The organism is Caulobacter segnis (assembly GCF_023935105.1).
GTDB classification, from domain to species: domain Bacteria; phylum Pseudomonadota; class Alphaproteobacteria; order Caulobacterales; family Caulobacteraceae; genus Caulobacter; species Caulobacter segnis_B.
In genome coordinates, this window is the sequence record NZ_CP096040.1 from 117250 (window position 1) to 134753 (window position 17504).

Sequence of the window (17504 nt, forward strand, 5' to 3'; positions counted from 1 at the left end):
CGAAGCCCCGTACTCCAGTTTTTAGTGTACGCGCAACAGGCGAGACCCGAACGTCAGTCGGTGAACACCACGGTCTTGCGGCCGTTCAGCAGCACGCGATCCTCGAGGCGGTAGCGCAGGGCGCGGGCCAGCACGCGGCGCTCGATGTCGCGTCCCTTGCGGACCAGGTCCTCCGGCGTGTCGCGGTGGCTGATGCGCTCGACGTCCTGCTCGATGATCGGGCCTTCGTCGAGATCGCCGGTCACGTAGTGGGCCGAGGCGCCGATCAGCTTCACGCCGCGCGCGTGAGCCTGGTGGTAGGGCTTGGCGCCCTTGAAGCCCGGCAGGAACGAGTGGTGGATGTTGATGCAGCGACCCTGCAGCTTGGCCGACAGGCCGTCCGACAGCACCTGCATGTAGCGGGCCAAGACGACGATGTCGGTCTTGGTCTCCTGGATCAGCTTCCAAAGTTCGGCTTCCTGCTCGAACTTGGTCTCCTTGGTCACCGGCAGGTGATGGAAGGGCAAGTCCTTCAGGTCGATGTGGGCATAGGTCTGCGCCGGGTGGTTGGAGACCACGCCGGTGATGTCCATCGGCAGCTCGCCGATGCGCCAGCGATAGACGAGGTCGGCCAGGCAGTGGTCGAACTTGCTGGCCAGCAGCAGCACGCGATAGCGCTCGGCGCGGTCGCGCAGGGTCCACTTCATCTTCAGGCCGTCGGCCAGGGTCCCGAAGTCACCACGCAGAGCCGCGCGGTCGGCGCCGTCGGCATCGAACACCACTCGCATGAAGAACTGGCCGGTCTCCTGGTCGTCGAACTGCTGGGCGTCGAGGATGTTGCAGCCGCGCTCGTAGAGGAAGGCGGAGACCTTGGCGACGATGCCGCGCTGGTCGGGGCAGGAGAGGGTCAGGATCATGGTCCGCTCCCTCTAGAGAACTGCACCGCCGAAGAAAAGCCCGCGCCCCGACGACAGAGGGATGAATTCGCTCGCCTCGGGTCAGGCGGGGCGGCTTCTCGGCATGTCCATGCCCCGCCAGCGACCACTGATCACGAAGCGACCCGCCCCGGGTAGGCGGCGCGGTGAGAACGGGTCTAGGCTCCGACCATGGTTTCCTCATCCGAAGTCTTGTCCGATCGCGCGATCGATCTGCTGGCCAAGCTGGTGGCGTTCGACACCACCTCGCGCCGCTCGAACCTGGAGCTGATCGAATGGGTCGAGGGCTATCTGGCCCATCTCGACATCCCGTCGCGCCGGGTGCCCAACGCCGACGGGACCAAGTCCAACCTGATGGCCACCATTGGCCCGGCGGTCGAGGGCGGGGTGGTGCTGTCGGGCCATACCGACGTCGTGCCGGTCGACGGCCAGCCGTGGTCCAGCGATCCCTGGGTGCTGACCGAGCGCGACGGGCGGCTCTACGGGCGCGGGACCTGCGACATGAAGGGTTTCCTGGCCCTGGCCCTGGCCGCCGCGCCGGACCTGGCCCAGGCCACGCTCTCGAAGCCCGTGCACCTCGCCTTCTCCTATGACGAGGAGGTCGGCTGCCTGGGCGCGCCGGACATGATCGAGGTGATCGCCACCGATCTGCCCCGCCCCGCCCTGGTGGTGGTCGGCGAGCCCACCGACATGGTCGCCGTACGCGGCCACAAGGGCATCGCCACCTTCACCGTCACCGTCACCGGTCGCGAAGCCCATTCCAGCCTCACCCACCTGGGCGTCTCGGCCAACACGGTCGCGATCAAGTTGATGGCGATGCTGGTCGCGCTGTCGGAAAGGCTGGAGCGCGAGGCCGATCCCAACTCGCCGTTCACGCCCAAGGGCGCGACCCTGACCGTCGGCATGGTCCATGGCGGCACGGCCGGCAATATCCTGGCTCGCGAGTGCAAGTTCCTGTTCGACCTGCGCACCCCGGCCGGCCAGGACCCGATGGCGCTGCTGAGCGACTTCTTCGCGGCCGCCGAGGCCATGGACGCCGAGATCAAGGCCAAGGCCCCGGAAGGCGGCGTCAAGGTCGAGCGCCGCTCGCTGACCCCGGCCTTCGCGCCCGAGGAAGACGGCGTCGCCGAGGCCTTCGCCCGCAGGTTGGCCGGCGACAACGGCCCGGCCCGCGTGGTGCCCTACGCCGCCGAAGCCGGGCAGTTCCAGGGCGCGGGCTTCTCGACCGTGATCTGCGGCCCCGGCTCGATCGACCAGGCCCACCAGCCCGACGAATATGTCGAGATCAGCCAGATGCAGCGCGGCGCGGCCTTCATGCGGCGGCTGATCGAGGACCTGACGGCCTCCTAGAGCCCCCGGGCCTTCCGGATCACGAACCGCCGGCCAACGAACGCCGCCGGATCGATCGACATCACCCGCAGGATCGCGCCGGGCGAGACCTTGCGCTTGGCCTGGATCGCGCGGCGGTCGGCCAGCACCGCGTTCAAGTCCTCGCGCTTCAGCGCCGCCTTGATGCCCCGGATGGCCGGCGCGACGTCGCCGCGCCGCCAGTGCAGCAGCAGCAGGCCCCCCGTCACGGCCACGTGCAGCGGCAAGGTCACCGGAAACAGCCAGCCCGGCGTGTTCTTGACGAAGGTCCAGACGCGGTTGCGCGAGCCGTGGAAGATCGAGAAGTCCGAGCGCACGCCCGTACTGGCCGAGCCGACGTGGGCGACCTTGGCCTCGGGCAAGAGCAGGGTCGGCTGGCCGTAGAGGCGCAGGCGATACCCGAGGTCGACATCCTCGCAGTAGCAGAAGTAGCGCTCGTCGAAGCCGCCGACGTCCAGGAACAGCTGGCGATCGATCAGCATGGCCGCGCCGCAGGCCGAGAACACCTCGCCCTCGGGCAGGACCGCCGGGATCTTGCGGCCATACCCGCCGCGGAACGGTATGCCCGCGCTGGTGACGTTGTCGCCGGCCCCGTCCAGCAGGCCCGGCCGATCGGCCGACAGCTGCAGCGAGGCGAAGCTCTTAACGGTCGGATGACGCTCGACCCCGGCCATCAACTCTTCCAGCCACGCCGGCTCGGCATAGGCGTCGGGATTGAGCAGGACCAGCCAGCGCCCCTTGGCCCGCCGGGCGGCCAGGTTGTTGCCGGCCGCGAAGCCCAGGTTCGCGCCGGCCTCGACGAAGTCGACCCACGGATGGGCCTTGGCCGCCGCCTGCGGCGCCCCGTCGGTCGAGGCGTTGTCGATCAGGATCGTCTCGAAGTCGCGGAAGGTCTGGGCCGCCAGCCGCGCCAGGCACGGATCCAGGGTCGGACCGCTCTGGTAGGAGACGATGATCACGCTGACCAGCGGGCCGCTCTTGTGTTCGGTCGTTTCAGGCGGCATCGGTGGCCGGTTCGTTTCTCAAATCAAAGTACGCGTCATGAAGATCACGCCGCTGGCGATCCCCGAAGTGCTGCTTATCACGCCCGCGCGCCATGGCGATGAGCGGGGTTGGTTTTCCGAGACCTTCCGCCAGTCGGCGCTGGAGGAAGCGGGATTTAAGTCGACCTTCGTCCAGGACAACCACGTGCGCTCGACGACGCGCGGCATCCAGCGCGGCCTGCACTACCAGAAGCCGCCGCACGCTCAGGACAAGCTGCTGCGCTGCGTGGTCGGGGCGATCTTCGACGTGGCCGTCGATATCCGGAAGGGCTCGCCGACCTATGGCCAGTGGGTCGGGGCCGAACTGTCGGCCGAGAACCGCCAGCAGCTCTTGGTCCCCAAGGGCTTCGCCCACGGCTACGTCACCCTGACCGACGCCTGCGAGGTGCTCTACAAGGTCACCGACTACTACGCGCCCGCCGCCGAGGGCGCGGTGCGCTGGAGCGATCCGGCCATCGGCATCGATTGGCCGATCTCGCTCGCCGAGATCACCGCCAACGACCGCGACAACTCAGCCCCGCTGCTGGACGAGATCGAGACGCCGTTCGAGTACTGAAGCGCCGCAGGCCCCCACCTGACCGCTTCGCGGTCGTCCGCCCCCGGAATGGGCAGACGGTTATCCGCGATCCATCTTCCCCCTTTGGGGGAGGAGCGCGAAGCGCGGAGGGGGCGAGTGAGGAGAAGGAACACGAGATGAGCCAGTTCACCGACTTCTTCTGGACCTCGCACGAAGGCCTGCCGCTGCACGCCCGCGACTACGCCCCAAAGGGCGTTTCTGGCGGCGAGGCTCAGAAGCTGCCGGTGATCTGCATTCACGGCCTGACCCGCAACGCCCGCGACTTCGAGGATCTGGCGCCGCGCATCGCCGCCACGGGCCGCCGGGTGCTGGCGGTCGACGTGCGCGGCCGGGGCCTGTCGGCCCGCGACCCCAACCCGATGAACTACCACCCGGGGACCTACGCCGCCGACGTCGTCTCGCTACTGGCGGCGGCCGGCATCGACCAGGCGGTGTTCGTCGGCACCAGCATGGGCGGTCTGATCACCCTCGTTCTGGCCTCGTTCAAGCCCGAGGCGATCGCGGCGGCGGTGCTGAACGACGTCGGGCCCGAGGTCTCGCCGGTCGGCCTGGCCCGGATCGCCGGTTACACCGGTCGGGTCGGGCGTTTCGAAGCCTGGGACGACGCGGTCGCCTATGTGCGCGACATCAACCAGGCCGCCTTCCCCGCCTATGATCCGGACGACTGGGAGCGCGCCGCCCGACGGACCTTCGACAGCCAGGATGGCGGCTTCGTCGCGGCTTACGACCCCGACATCGCCGTCCCGATCCGGGCGGCGGCGGAAGCGGCCGCCAAGGTCCAGGCGGAGACGGGGCAGGCGCCGCCGCCGCCGGACATGTATCCGCTGTTCCGGGCCTTGGCCAAGGATCGCCCGCTACTGCTGGTGCGCGGCGGAATCTCGGACCTGATCGACCCGGCCATCGCCGAACGGATGCGCGCCGCCGCGCCCCATATGGCCTATGCCGAGGTTCCCGGCGTCGGCCACGCGCCCATGCTGACCGAGCCGGAAGCCTGGGCGGCGATAGAAAAGCTCCTCCAAGCCGCGCCTTAAAGGGGTGTGCCCGGATGGTCCGGCCGTGCTAGACGCCCGGCCACGGCTCGTTTCTCGCCGCGCAGAGTGCTGACCGATGACCCTCGACCTCGCCGCCATCCAAGCCGCCGCCGGCCGCCTGAAGGGTCAGATCGAGCGCACGCCCTGCCGCCACTCCAAGACCCTGTCGAAGATCACCGGCGCCGAGGTCTGGGTGAAGTTCGAGAACCTGCAGTTCACCGCCGCCTACAAGGAACGCGGCGCGCTGAACAAGCTGATGCTGCTGTCGGAAGCCGAGAAGTCCAAGGGCGTCATCGCCGCCAGCGCCGGCAACCACGCCCAGGGCCTGGCCTATCACGGCGCCCGCCTGGGCGTGCCGGTCACCATCGTCATGCCCAAGACCACGCCCTTCGTGAAGGTGCAGCACACCCGCGACTTCGGCGCGACGGTGGTCATCGAGGGCGAGACCTATGACGACGCCAACGCCCACGCCCGCAAGCTGCGCGACGAGCAGGGCCTGACCTTCGTCCACCCGTTCGACGACTACGACATCATGGCCGGCCAGGGCACGATCGCCCTGGAGATGCTGGAGGACGCGCCGGACCTGGAGATCCTGCCCGTGCCGATCGGCGGCGGCGGCCTGATCAGCGGCGTGGCCACGGCGGCCAAGGCCCTGAAGCCCGACATCCGCATCGTCGGCTGCGAGCCGGCCATGTATCCGTCGTTCACCGCCCGCATGCGCGGCGTCGCGGCCCACTGCGGCGGCCAGACCATCGCCGAAGGCGTGGCGGTCAAGCAGGTCGGCGACCTGACCTATGGCGTCGTGCGCCCGCTGATCGACGACGTGCTGCTGCTGGAAGAGCCGCACCTGGAACAGGCCGTCTCGCTATACTGCAACGTCGAGAAGACCATCGCCGAAGGCGCCGGCGCGGCCTCGCTGGCGGCGCTGCTGGCCTATCCGGAACGCTTCCGGGGCAAGAAGTGCGGCCTGATCCTGTGCGGCGGCAACATCGACACCCGCCTGTTGGCCTCGGTGCTGACCCGCGAGCTGGTCCGCGCCCAGCGCCTGGCCTCCCTGCGGATCATCGGCGACGACCGCCCGGGCCTGCTGTCGACCGTGGCCTCGGTGATCGGGACCATGGGCGCCAACATCATCGAGGTGAACCACAACCGCCTGGCCCTGGACGTCCCGGCCAAGGGCGCGGAGTTCGACATCACCATCGAGACCCGCGACGCCCAGCACACCCAGGATGTCATGCAGGCCCTGCGCGAAAGCGGCTACCCCCCGCGGGTGGTCTGATCCTTCGGTGACCGCCCGCCCTTCCGACGCCCCTTGCGAAGGCGCGTCGCTCGGGAGAGCATGGATGTATGACAGCATCCGAGGACGATGAGCGCGGCGTGCCGTCCGACGCGTTTCGCGAAGGGCGTGACGTCTACATCATCTACAGCTGGGAAGACGTCGCCTTCCATTGGGTGCAGGCGTCGGGACGGGTGCTGCGCCGTTTCAAGGGAACGCGCCGCGAGAGCGAGACCGACCACTCCAACCGATTGTTCATGGACGCCAAGATGGGCGGGCGATTGGCCACGCGGGAAGAGTATGACCACTACTGATCCGAACCTGCTGGACGAGGCGATCATCCTGGCCACCGACGCGCATCGCGGCCAGGTCGACAAGGCCGGCGCGCCCTACATCCTGCACCCGCTGCGGGTGATGCTGGCCCAGACCGACGATGTCCGGCGGATCGCCGCCGTGCTGCACGACGTGGTCGAGGACTGCGGCGTCACGCCGGACACGCTCCGCGCCCGCTTCGGCGACGCCGTGGCCGATGCGGTCATGGCCCTGACCCGGGGCGACGACGAAGACTATGACGCCTTCATCGCCCGGTGCGCCGCCAACCCGGTCGCGCGCGACGTGAAACGCGCCGACATCGGAGACAATCTGGACCTGTCGCGCCTTGCGACCGTCACCGATCGTGACCGCGAGCGCGCCGCCAAGTACCAGCGCGCCCTGGCCCAACTCGATCGGGCGTCTTGAGCCCTACTGTTTGGGCTTGCCCGGCCCGATCCGGTTCACATCCAGCAGTTCGATGCGGAAGATCATCACGCTGTTGGCCGGGATGGGGCCCTTGTCCTGGTCGCCGTAGCCCAGGGCCGGCGGCACATACAGGATCCATTCGTCGCCGGCCTTCATCCGCTGCAGGGCGATGATCCAGGCCGGCACCAAGCCGTCCAGCGGGAACACCGCCGGCACGCCGCGCTCGTAGCTCGAGTCGAACACCGTGCCGTCCAGCAGCTTGCCTTCGTAGTGGACCTTGACCTCGTCGGCCTGGGTGGGGTGCAGGCCGCCTTGCGGGCCTTCGCGCACGACTTTGTATTGCAGGCCCTGAGGCAGGGTGACGACGCCCGGCTCCTTGGCGTTCTTGGCCATGAAGGCGTCGGCGGCGGTCAGGTTCTCCCGCGCCTTCTTGCTGGGACCACAGGCGGCCAGGGTGAGGCCGGCGGCGGCAAGGGTGAAGAGCAGGGCGCGGCGATGCATGGAAGAACCTCGAACAATCAGACCGCTCAGCTAGCACGGACCGCTCGGGATTCCATCTCAGGACGAACACGCCGGCGCGGCCGAACAATTTTCACGGAACAGTGGTGGCTTTGTTTGGAAACGTTTTCTAGAAACGACCACCCAATACTCAGGCGAGACGCCCATGAAACCCGTTCGTAAAGCCGTCCTTCCCGTCGCCGGTCTCGGCACCCGTGTGCTGCCGGGCACCAAGACCACGCCGAAGGAACTGCTGAACGTCGTCGACCGACCGATCCTGTCCTACATCGTCGAGGAAGGCCGCAAGGCGGGCATCGAGCACTTCGTCTTCGTCACCGGCCGCAGCAAGGGCGCGATCGAGGACTATTTCGATCACCAGGTCGAGCTGGAAGCCCAGCTGGAGGCCAAGGGCAAGACCGATATCCTGAAGCAGCTGCGCGACGAGCTGCCCAAGCCGGGCGAGATGAGCTTCGTGCGCCAGATGGCCCCGCTGGGCCTGGGCCACGCCGTCTGGTGCGCCCGCGACATCATCGGCGACGAGCCGTTCGCGGTCATGCTGCCCGACGTCATCGTCGACGCCGATCCCTCGGCCCTGGGCCAGCTGATCGAAGTCTACGACAAGGTCGGCGGCGGCAACGTCATCGGCGTCGAGGAAGTGCCCGAGAGCGAGACCCACAAGTACGGCATCGTCGCCCCGGGCGAAGTGAACGGCCGCCTGGCCACCATGACCGGCATGGTCGAGAAGCCGGCCAAGGGCACGGCCCCCTCGAACTGGTCGATCGCCGGCCGCTACATCCTGCAGCCCGAGATCTTCGAGCTGCTGGCCAGCCAGGAGAAGGGCGCGGGCAACGAGATCCAGCTGACGGACTCGATGGCCAAGCTGATGGCCCAGCAGAAATTCCACGCCTATGTCTACGAAGGCGCCACCCACGACTGCGGCGACAAGATCGGCCTGCTGAAGGCCAATGTCGCCCTGGCCCTGAAGCGCCCTGACCTGGGCGCCGCGGCGCGGACGGCGGTGGAAGCGGCGCTGAAGGCGTAACTCCCCCCACCTGACCTGCTTCGCAGGTCGTCCGCCCCCCAAAGGCGGGCGGAAGGAAAAAGCGGCCTTCTTCCCCCCCTCTGGGGGAGGAGGGCCGTCAGGCCCGGAGGGGGCAGGTCAGGCCCACTCCGCCAAAACATTCTCATCACCCTCCGCGCCCTTCAGCGCCAGCGCCGCCTCCCCGACCAACCGCCGCGCGGCCCACACCGCCGCGCCGCGCACCACCGGCGCGGGGTCCGCCAGCAGCGGCTCGACCACCGTCATCAGGCTCGCGTCGCCGCTGTTGCCGATCGCGTAGAGCACGTTGCGCACGAAGCGATCCCGCCCGATCCGCTTGATCGGGTTCTTCGAGAACAGAGCGCGGAACGCCGCGTCGTCCAGCACAGCCAGCTCGGCCAAGGACGGTTGTTTCAGGGCCTCGCGGGCCTGCAGCTTGGCCTCGTTCGACAGGCTGGCGAACTTGTTCCACGGACAGACCGCCAGGCAGTCGTCGCAGCCGTAGATCCGGTTGCCCAGCGCCGGCCGGAACTCGGTCGGGATCGGCCCCGCCACCTCGATGGTCAGGTACGAGATGCACCGCCGCGCATCCAGCTGGCGCGGGGCCGGGAAGGCGTTGGTCGGGCAGATGTCCAGACAGGCGCTGCACCGGCCGCAGTGGTCGACTTCCGGCGCGTCCGGCGGCAGGTCCAGGGTGGTTAGCACGCTGCCCAGGAACAGCCACGAGCCGAACTGGCGCGACACGAGGTTGGTGTGCTTGCCCTGCCAGCCCAGGCCGGCGCGCTGGGCCAGGGGCTTTTCCATCAAGGGCGCGGTGTCGACGAAGACCTTCACGTCCTGGCCGAACCGGCGATGCATCCAGCCGGCCAGCACCTTCAGGCGCTTCTTGATCACGTCGTGATAGTCGCCGCCTTGGGCGTAGACCGAGATGGCGGCGTGGTCGGCGCGCGACAGCTGTTCCAGCGGGTCGATGTCGGGCCCATAGTTGACGCCCAGCACCACCGCCGACCTGGCCTCCGTCCACATGGCCGTGGGGTGCGCGCGCCGCTCCAGCGTCTCTTCCATCCAGCCCATGTCGCCATGACGCTCGGCCACGACGAATTCGCGCAGCCATTCGCCATTCGGCCAGGCGGCGGCCGCGTCGGCGAAGCCGCAGGTCGAGAACCCCAGGCTCAGGGCCTCGGCGCGGATCTCGTCCTTGATCGCCTCAGGGGAAAGCTCAGAAATCGAGGTCGTCATAGTGCGCGGCCGGCGCGAGGCCGGGCCAGCGGTCGGCCAGGATCGGGCGGAAGGCCGGCCTCGACTTCAGCTTCATGTACCAGGTCTTGGCCGTCGGGAAGTCTTTCCACGGCACGTCGCCGAAATAGTCGATGACGGAAAGGTGCGCGGCGGCGGCGAAGTCGGCCAGGCTCATGCGGCGGCCGGCCAGCCAGTCGCGGGTCTGCAAGAGGCCGTCGACATAGCCCAGGTGCGCCCGCAGGGCCTCGCGGCCCTGGCGCAGGGCGGCCAGGTCCGGGGCGCCCATCCGCAGCAGGCGCTTCTCCATCTTCTCGTGCAGGAGGAAGCCGTTGACCTCGTTGTCGAACTTGCGGTCGAACCACTGCAGCAGGCGGCGGGCCTCGGCGCGTTCGCCGGCGTCGCGGCCCAGCAGGGCCGGCTCGCTCTCGGTCTCCTCGATGTGCTCGAGGATGGCCCGCGTCTCGCAGACCACCAGGTTGCGCTGGTTGCGGGTCTCGACCAGCACCGGCGGCAGGCCCGAGGGGTTCAGAGCGGTGAACTCGGGCGGCATCTCCCAGTAGCGGACCTGGATCTCGACGAATGGCAGCCGCTTCTCGCCCAGCGCCAGACGCACCTGTCGCGAGGCGGGGTCGAGGGGAAAATGGTGAAGGGTGCGTTCGACGCTCATGCCCAGGTGCGCTCAGGCTGCATCGAAAGAGCGATGCGCCGCTTTGCTTAACAAGAGATTGCCGAACGGCGTTTAGCCTGGAAATCCAGGCTTTTGCGCGGCGCTTTTACTCAGGCTCAGCTGTTCATGCGCGCAATGAGGTTGGTCGTGCTCTGGCCCTGCTTAAGCTCGGCCAGCACCACCTTGCCGCCATAGCCCAGCACGACGTCCGAGCCGACCACCGTCTCGACCGTGTAGTCGGCGCCCTTGACCAGCACGTCCGGGCGGAAGGCCTTGATCAGCGTCAGCGGCGTGTCCTCGTCGAACAGCACCACCAGATCCACCGACGACAGCGAGGCCAGCACCGTGGCGCGGCCCTGCTCCTTCTGCACGGGACGGGTCGGGCCCTTCAGCTTGGACACCGACGCGTCGGTGTTGAGGCCGACGATCAGCCGGTCGCAGGCGGCCTTGGCCTGGCTGAGCAGCGAGACGTGGCCGGGATGCAGCAGGTCGAAGCAGCCGTTGGTGAAGCCGACCTTCAGGCCCCGCGCCCGCCAGCCCTCGACGATCTCCACGGCGTGGTCGCGGTCGGCGATCTTGATCTCGCCGGGCTCGCCCTGCGCCGAGCCAGCGCGGGCGGTCAGCTCGGCGGCGGTGACGACGTCGGTGCCCAGCTTGGCGACCACCAGGCCGCCGGCCAGGTTGGCCAGGTGGGCGGCGTCGGCCAGGCTGGCGCCGGCCGCCACGGCCAGGGCCAGGGTCGCGGCCACGGTGTCGCCGGCCCCCGAGACGTCGAACACCTCGACCGCCGTGGCCGGCAGGTGGACGTGCGGCTGGCCGCGCACCGACAGCGTCATGCCGGCGCCGCCGCGGGTGATCAGGGCGGCCTCCAGCCCCGGGGCCATGGCCAGGATCGCCGCGCCAGCCTCTTCGGAGGCCTCGTCAGAATTGTCGACGACGCCTGTGGCCTCGGCGGCCTCCTTGCGGTTGGGCTTGATCAGGGTCGCGCCGTCATAGCGGGCGAAGTCGCGGCTCTTGGGGTCGACGATCACCGGCTTGCCAGCCGCGCGGGCCGCGTCGATCGCGCCGCGCACGACCTCGGGGGTCAGCACGCCCTTGGCGTAGTCAGACAGCACCACGACATCGGCGGCGGGCAGGCGCGCCTTGAAGGCCGCCAGCAGGGCCGCGCCGTCGCCGGGTCCGCGATCCTCGCGGTCGACGCGCAGCATCTGGTGCGCGCCCGAGATGTAGCGGACCTTCTCGGTGGTGCGGCGGACGGCGTCGGTGACGAGCTCGGCGTCCAGGCCGTGCTCGACGTCGATCATCCCCCGCAGGGCCGCTCCGGCCTCGTCCTGGCCCACGAGGCCTATCAACACCGCCTTGGCGCCCAGGGCGGCGACGTTGCGAGCGACATTGCCCGCCCCGCCCAGCATGGCGGTTTCCTTCTCGACCGCGATGACCGGCACCGGCGCCTCGGGCGAGATGCGATCGACCGCGCCGTAGATGAAGCGGTCCAGCATCACGTCGCCGAGGACCAGAACGGTCTTGTCGGCGAAGGCGCGGGGCAGGTGGGCGAGCGTGTCGTTCATGCGGAGTTTTCGTACCTAGCCGCCCCGAAAACTCAACCCTCGACGCCCTCGGCGAAGACGCCGCCGTGCTTCTCGGCCAGGCCCCGCGGGTCGGGGTGAATGATGATGTCGGCCGAGGGGAAGGCTTCCAGCAGGCGGTTCTCGGCGGCGACGATAACGCTGTGGGCCTCGGCCAGGGAGATCTCGGCGGGTAGGTCGGCGTGCATCTGCATGTGGATATAGGGACCCGAGGCCCGGGTGCGCAGTTGGTGCACGCCCAGCAGGCGCGGGTCGGCGGTGGCCAGGGCCACGATCCGCTCGCGTTCCGCCTCGGGCAGCTCGCGGTCCAGGAGCTGGTCCGAAGCCTCGCGGAACACGCCGATCGCGCCCCAGATCAGCCACAGCGCCACGATCAGGCCCGCCGCCGCGTCGACCCAGGAGAGGCCCAGCCACGAGGCCGCCGCGACCCCGACCAGGGCCACCGCGTTCGACCCCAGGTCGGCGGCGTAGTGAGCTCGGTCGCCGGCGATGGCGATCGAGCCGCTGGCCCTCAGCACCCGGCTCTGGGCGGTGATCAAGGCTAGGGTCAGGCCGATCGAGATGACCATCACGACCACCCCGGCCAGGCCGTGCTCGACCGGGCGCGGGTTCAGGAAGGCGGCGATGGCCTCGCGGCCGATCAGGGCGCCCGAGGCGAACACCAGGCCGCCCTGCAGCAGGCTCGAAAAAGCCTCGGCCTTGCCGTGGCCGAAGCGATGCTCGGCGTCCGGCGGGGTCGCCGCGTAGCGGACGGCATAGAGCGTGATCAGCGAGGCGACCAGGTCCAGCGCCGAATCCGACAGCGAGGCCAGGATCGCCACCGAGCCGCTGGCCCGCCAGGCGATCGCCTTGACCACGATCAGGACCGTCGCCGTCGCGACGGACAGCAGCGCCACCCGCTGGGTGGCGGCGCGGGTTTCGGGCGAGGCGGCGGAGAGGGACATAGTCCCTCTCTACCGCACCCCGCGCCGAAGGCTAAGCCGCCGCGCGTACTTGAGGGCCCACATAGACCGACTGCGGCCGGATCAGCCGCCCGCCGGCCAGCTGCTCGCGGGCGTGGGCCAGCCAGCCAGCGACGCGGCCCATGGCGAAGACGCAGGTGAAACTGGCCGGCGGCAGGCCCAGAGCTTCGAGCAGCAAGGCCGTGTAGAACTCGACATTGGTGTCCAGCGGCCGGTCGGGCTTGTGTTCGCGCAGGATTTCCAGCGCCGCCTGTTCGACGGCCTCGGCGAAGGCGACCCGGCCGGGCAGGCTGGGCGAAGCCGAGGCCAGCTTGCGCACGGCGGCCTTCAGGGCGTCGGCGCGGGGGTCGCGGACGCGGTAGATGCGGTGGCCGAAGCCCATCAGCCGGTCGCCACGCGCGAGGGCCTTCTCCAGCCAGGGACGGGCGTTGTCGGGCGTTCCGATCGCGTCCAGCATCTCGATCACCGGCCCCGGCGCGCCGCCGTGCAGCGGCCCCTTCAGGGCCGAGAGCCCGGCCAACACCGCCGAGGTCAGGCCCGCGCGGGTCGAGGCCACCACGCGCGCGGCGAAGGTCGAGGCGTTCAGGCCGTGGTCGCAGACCGTGACCAGATAGGCGTCCAGGGCCGCGGCCTCGGCATCGGTGGCCGGCGCGCCCCGCGTCATGCGCAGGATGTCAGCGGCGTGCGACAGAGCCGGGTCCGGCGCGACGGGGCTCTGGCCCTTGGCGACGCGCAGCACGGCGGGAGTGAAGACGGCCGGGGCGGCGATCAGCAGCAGGGCGGTCGGCAGGTCGTCGCCGTCGGGCAGCCGCGCCAGCAGGGCGCGCATGGCCTCGACCGGGTCGCGGCGGGCCAGGCCCTCGTCCAGGGCGGCGACCTCGGCGAACGCGCGGACCCGGGCCGCGCCCAGGGCGGGCGCCAGGTCACTAGGCGCATCCTCGAAGAAGCCGTCGAACAACAGGTGGGCGGCCTCCTCGTAGCGGGTGCGGCCTGACAGATCCTCGACGGCGTAACCCCGGATCACCAGGCGGCCCTTGGCCCCGTCGACATCGGACAGAACGGTGCGGGCGGCGATGACGCCCTCAAGACCATCGGACATTGCGGTCTCCTTTCGAGGCGAAGGAGCGCCCGTCGCGCTTGATCGTCAATCTTGATCAATATAATCAATCTATATGGCGGATTGGCTCGACGCGGATCAGGTTCTGGAGCGGCTGGGGATCCGGCCGCAGACGCTCTACGCCTATGTCAGCCGGGGCCGGATCGAGGCCGCCGCCCATCCGCACGACCCGCGCCGCAGCCTCTACAGGGCCTCCGACGTTGCGGCCCTGGCCCAGAGGAAGGCGCGCGGTCGCCGGGCCGCCGACGTGGCCGCCGAGGCCATCGCCTGGGGCGAGCCCGTGCTGCCCTCGGCCATCACCACCGTGGCGGGCGGCCGTCTCTGGTATCGCGGCCGCGACGTCGTCGACCTCGCCGAGCAGGGCCTGACCCTGGAGAACGTCGGCCGGCTTCTGCGCGGCGGCCACGGCGGGGCGCTGAAGTCGTCCCGCCGGCCCGATCCGCCTTCGGCCGACAGCGCGCGAGGCCGGCTGTTCCTGACCCTGGCGGCCCGCGCCGGTCGCGAGCCGCCAGCCAGGGGCCGCGCCCCCTGGCCCTGGCCATGGAGGCCGCCGACCTGCTGGAGGCCGTGGTCGACGCCGCCACCGGCCAAACCGGCGAAGGCCCGGCCCACGCCCGCTTCGCCGCCGCCTGGGGCCTGGACGCGGCCGGGGCGGACCTCGTTCGCCGGACCCTGGTGCTGCTGGCCGACCACGAGCTGAACGCCTCGACCTTCGCCGCCCGCGTCGCCGCCTCGACCGGCGCGTCGCTGTCGGCGGCCTGCCTGGCGGGACTGTCGGCGCTGTCGGGACCGTTGCACGGCGGCATGGCCGCGCGGGTCGAGGCCTTTGTCGAAGAGGCCGAGCGTCGCGATCCGAACCATGCCGTCTCGGCTCGCCTGGCGCGGGGCGCGTCGATGCCGGGCTTCGACCATCCGCTCTATCCCGATGGCGACCCCCGTGCGGGGGCGCTGCTGGCGGCCTTCGAGGCCCCGCCCCTGCTGGCCGAACTGCGGACGGCGACGGAAGCCGCCACGGGCCTCGCCCCCAATATCGACTTCGCGCTGGTCACCCTGGCGCGGACCCTGAAACTGCCGCCGGACGCGCCCTTCATCCTGTTCGCGACGGCGAGGAGCGCGGGCTGGGCGGCGCATGCGATCGAGCAATTGCAGACGGGACGGCTGATCCGGCCACGGGCGCGGTATGTGGGGGAAGCTCCTCCCATCTGACCTGCTTCGTGATCGAGCGCGACCCCGACGCCAGCCCCTCGGGCTTGGTGATCCGCGCGATGCGGCGGCTGTAGTGGAATAGGGCGTCCTTGCCGAGCAGGGCCTGGGTGTCGTCCAGCACCGCCTGGACGGCTGGAGCTTGGGCGTCGTTGGGCGCCGTCGGGACGTCGGCCACCTGGATCCACTTGGCCGGCGGGCCATAGGCGGGCTTGTCGTCGGCCCACGCCGCGCTCGCCAGCGCCAAGACCGAAACCGCGGCGACCGCCATTCAACGCTGATGCACGCAAGCCTCCCCGAACTCGACCTCAGGAAGTTGTGGCGGGCTTTGGGACAAAAGAAAACGGCGGCTGGATTGCTCCAGCCGCCGCGACTTCAACTCCGATGGAGCCGAAGACTATTCCTTGGAAGCGCGCTCGCGGAGAGCGGCGCCCAGGATGTCGCCCAGCGAAGCGCCGGAGTCCGACGAGCCGAACTGCTCGATGGCTTCCTTCTCTTCGGCCATTTCCAGCGACTTGATCGACAGCGACACGCGGCGAGCCGCCTTGTCGATGTTGGTGATCTGAGCGTCGACGCGGTCACCCACGGCGAAGCGCTCGGGGCGCTGTTCCTGACGATCGCGCGACAGGTCCGACTTGCGGATGAAGGCGGTCATCGGGGCGTCATCTTCACCGAAGCGGACTTCGATGCCGCCCGAGGTGACTTCCGTCACGGTCACGGTCACGGTCTGGTTCTTGCGGAAGGTGTCGCCCGACATCGGGTCGCCAGCCAGCTGCTTGATGCCCAGCGAGATGCGTTCCTTCTCGATGTCGACATCCAGGACCTTCGCCTTGACGACGTCGCCCTTCTTGTAGCGCGCCATGGCTTCTTCGCCCGGGACGCTCCAGTCGATGTCCGACAGGTGCACCATGCCGTCGATGTCGTTGTCGAGGCCGATGAACAGACCGAATTCGGTCGCGTTCTTGACTTCGCCTTCGACCGACGAGCCGACCGGGTGAGCTTCAACGAAGGCTTCCCACGGGTTGGCCAGGGCTTGCTTCAGGCCCAGCGAAACGCGGCGCTTGGACGGATCGACGTCCAGCACGACCACGTCGACTTCCTGCGAGGTCGAGACGATCTTGCCGGGGTGGACGTTCTTCTTGGTCCAGGACATTTCCGAGACGTGCACCAGGCCTTCGACGCCGGCTTCCAGCTCCACGAAGGCGCCGTAGTCGGTGATGTTGGTGATGCGGCCCGTGAACTTGGCGCCGACCGGGTACTTGGCTTCAACGCCATCCCACGGATCCGACTGCAGCTGCTTCATGCCGAGGCTGATGCGCTGGGTGTCCGGGTTGATCTTGACGATCTGGACCTTCACGGTGTCGCCCACGGCGAGCACTTGGCTCGGGTGGTTGACACGCTTCCAGCTCATGTCGGTGACGTGCAGCAGGCCGTCAATGCCGCCCAGGTCGACGAACGCACCGTAGTCGGTGATGTTCTTGACGACGCCTTCGCGGATTTCACCCTCTTGCAGCTGCGACACCAGTTCGGTGCGCTGCTCGGCGCGGGCTTCTTCCAGGATGGCGCGACGCGAGACGACGATGTTGCCGCGCGGACGGTCCATCTTGAGGATGGCGAAGGGCTGTTCCTTGCCCATCAGCGGGCCGACGTCGCGGACCGGACGGATGTCGACTTGCGAACCCGGCAGGAAGGCCGAGGCGCCGCCCAGGTCGACGGTGAAGCCACCCTTCACGCGGCCGACAATGGCGCCCATGACGGGTTCGTTGCGGGCGTAGACGCCTTCCAGACGGGTCCAGGCTTCTTCGCGCTTGGCCTTCTCGCGGCTGATGACCGCTTCGCCCATCGCGTTTTCGAGGCGTTCCAGGAAGACTTCGACGGTGTCGCCGGTCTTGATGGTGGCCTTGCCGTTCTCGTCGACGCCGAATTCCTTCAGCTGGACGCGACCTTCGGTCTTCAGACCGACGTCGATGATGGCGAAGTCCTTTTCGATCCCGACGACCTTGCCTTTGACGACGGTGCCTTCCGCGAAATCGCGGCCGCCCATCGAGTCGTTCAGCAGCGCTTCGAAATCGTCGCGCGTCGGGTTGAAGCTCATATCGTCAGCCATGCTGATCTTTAGTCTCGTAGGTTGGGGGAAGCCCTGTGATGAGCGCCGCTGGAGAAAGCGGTTCTCGGGATTCCGGATGAAGTGGGTTGTCTGCGGGTCCCGCGATGTTCTCTCTATCGCGGCGAGGTCGGCGGTGGAT

The 17504-nt window shown here is 69.1% G+C and carries 16 protein-coding genes and 1 pseudogene; 8 read left to right on the top strand and 9 right to left on the bottom strand.

From position 1 onward, the window contains the following. Positions 1–53 precede the first annotated feature (53 nt). A complete protein-coding gene (gene purU, locus MZV50_RS00635; protein ID WP_252632444.1) occupies positions 54–896 on the bottom strand; it encodes a formyltetrahydrofolate deformylase in 843 nt (280 codons plus the stop codon). 189 nt (positions 897–1085) lie between these two features. Between purU and argE the strand changes: the two genes are divergently transcribed. Beyond that, a complete protein-coding gene (gene argE, locus MZV50_RS00640; protein ID WP_252632446.1) occupies positions 1086–2264 on the top strand; it encodes an acetylornithine deacetylase in 1179 nt (392 codons plus the stop codon). Here argE and MZV50_RS00645 read toward each other — a convergent pair. Then, positions 2261–3286: a glycosyltransferase family 2 protein gene (locus tag MZV50_RS00645; RefSeq protein WP_252632448.1), complete on the bottom strand. Its 1026-nt coding sequence runs from the start codon at positions 3284–3286 to the stop codon at positions 2261–2263. The two genes, argE and MZV50_RS00645, sit on opposite strands and share 4 nt — an antisense overlap. A gap of 37 nt (positions 3287–3323) precedes the next feature. On the opposite strand from MZV50_RS00645, the gene rfbC reads away from it, so the two are divergent. From rfbC to MZV50_RS00670, 5 genes are all read left to right on the top strand, one after another. Continuing rightward, positions 3324–3881, top strand: a complete 558-nt coding sequence (gene rfbC, locus MZV50_RS00650) for a dTDP-4-dehydrorhamnose 3,5-epimerase (protein WP_252632450.1) — start codon at positions 3324–3326, stop codon at positions 3879–3881. A gap of 137 nt (positions 3882–4018) precedes the next feature. Beyond that, entirely contained in the window at positions 4019–4933 is a 915-nt protein-coding gene (locus tag MZV50_RS00655) for an alpha/beta fold hydrolase (RefSeq protein ID WP_252632451.1), read from the top strand. A gap of 76 nt (positions 4934–5009) precedes the next feature. Further along, entirely contained in the window at positions 5010–6212 is a 1203-nt protein-coding gene (locus MZV50_RS00660; protein ID WP_252632453.1) for a threonine ammonia-lyase, read from the top strand. A gap of 68 nt (positions 6213–6280) precedes the next feature. Further along, positions 6281–6523 carry a hypothetical protein gene (locus MZV50_RS00665; RefSeq protein WP_252632454.1) on the top strand — a complete coding sequence of 81 codons (243 nt, stop codon included), beginning with the start codon at positions 6281–6283 and terminating at the stop codon, positions 6521–6523. After that, the gene (locus MZV50_RS00670) at positions 6510–6947 is read left to right on the top strand and encodes an HD domain-containing protein (protein WP_252632456.1); all 438 of its coding nucleotides are present in this window, start codon (positions 6510–6512) and stop codon (positions 6945–6947) included. The genes MZV50_RS00665 and MZV50_RS00670 overlap by 14 nt, the downstream gene beginning before the upstream one ends. Positions 6948–6950: 3 nt before the next feature. Here MZV50_RS00670 and MZV50_RS00675 read toward each other — a convergent pair whose 3' ends face one another. Then, a complete protein-coding gene (locus MZV50_RS00675) occupies positions 6951–7448 on the bottom strand; it encodes an FKBP-type peptidyl-prolyl cis-trans isomerase (protein ID WP_252632457.1) in 498 nt (165 codons plus the stop codon). 163 nt (positions 7449–7611) lie between these two features. Here MZV50_RS00675 and galU point away from each other — a divergent pair, with 163 nt between their 5' ends. Then, the gene (gene galU, locus MZV50_RS00680) at positions 7612–8487 is read left to right on the top strand and encodes a UTP--glucose-1-phosphate uridylyltransferase GalU (RefSeq protein WP_252632459.1); all 876 of its coding nucleotides are present in this window, start codon (positions 7612–7614) and stop codon (positions 8485–8487) included. 117 nt (positions 8488–8604) lie between these two features. On the opposite strand, the gene queG is transcribed toward galU, so the two are convergent. The 5 genes from queG to MZV50_RS00705 all read right to left on the bottom strand — a co-directional run bounded on the left by queG (position 8605) and on the right by MZV50_RS00705 (position 14037). Further along, positions 8605–9723, bottom strand: a complete 1119-nt coding sequence (gene queG / locus MZV50_RS00685) for a tRNA epoxyqueuosine(34) reductase QueG (RefSeq protein WP_252632461.1) — start codon at positions 9721–9723, stop codon at positions 8605–8607. After that, positions 9704–10390 carry an FtsZ-binding protein FzlA gene (fzlA, locus tag MZV50_RS00690; protein ID WP_252632462.1) on the bottom strand — a complete coding sequence of 229 codons (687 nt, stop codon included), beginning with the start codon at positions 10388–10390 and terminating at the stop codon, positions 9704–9706. Before fzlA ends, queG begins: the two co-directional genes overlap by 20 nt. A gap of 116 nt (positions 10391–10506) precedes the next feature. Beyond that, positions 10507–11958, bottom strand: a complete 1452-nt coding sequence (gene rfaE1, locus MZV50_RS00695; RefSeq protein ID WP_252632464.1) for a D-glycero-beta-D-manno-heptose-7-phosphate kinase — start codon at positions 11956–11958, stop codon at positions 10507–10509. Positions 11959–11990: 32 nt separating this feature from the next. Beyond that, a complete protein-coding gene (locus MZV50_RS00700; protein ID WP_252632466.1) occupies positions 11991–12920 on the bottom strand; it encodes a cation diffusion facilitator family transporter in 930 nt (309 codons plus the stop codon). A 31-nt stretch (positions 12921–12951) separates the two neighbouring features. Beyond that, positions 12952–14037, bottom strand: coding sequence for a citrate synthase/methylcitrate synthase (locus MZV50_RS00705; protein WP_252632468.1), 1086 nt, complete (start codon positions 14035–14037; stop codon positions 12952–12954). Positions 14038–14110: 73 nt separating this feature from the next. Here MZV50_RS00705 and MZV50_RS00710 point away from each other — a divergent pair. Further along, a pseudogene (locus tag MZV50_RS00710) lies at positions 14111–15261 on the top strand (citrate/2-methylcitrate synthase). Between the two features lie 394 nt (positions 15262–15655). On the opposite strand, the gene rpsA reads toward MZV50_RS00710, so the two are convergent. Continuing rightward, complete coding sequence (gene rpsA, locus MZV50_RS00715; protein ID WP_252632470.1) at positions 15656–17365, bottom strand: 30S ribosomal protein S1; 1710 nt, start codon at positions 17363–17365, stop codon at positions 15656–15658. Between the last annotated feature and the right edge of the window lie 139 nt (positions 17366–17504).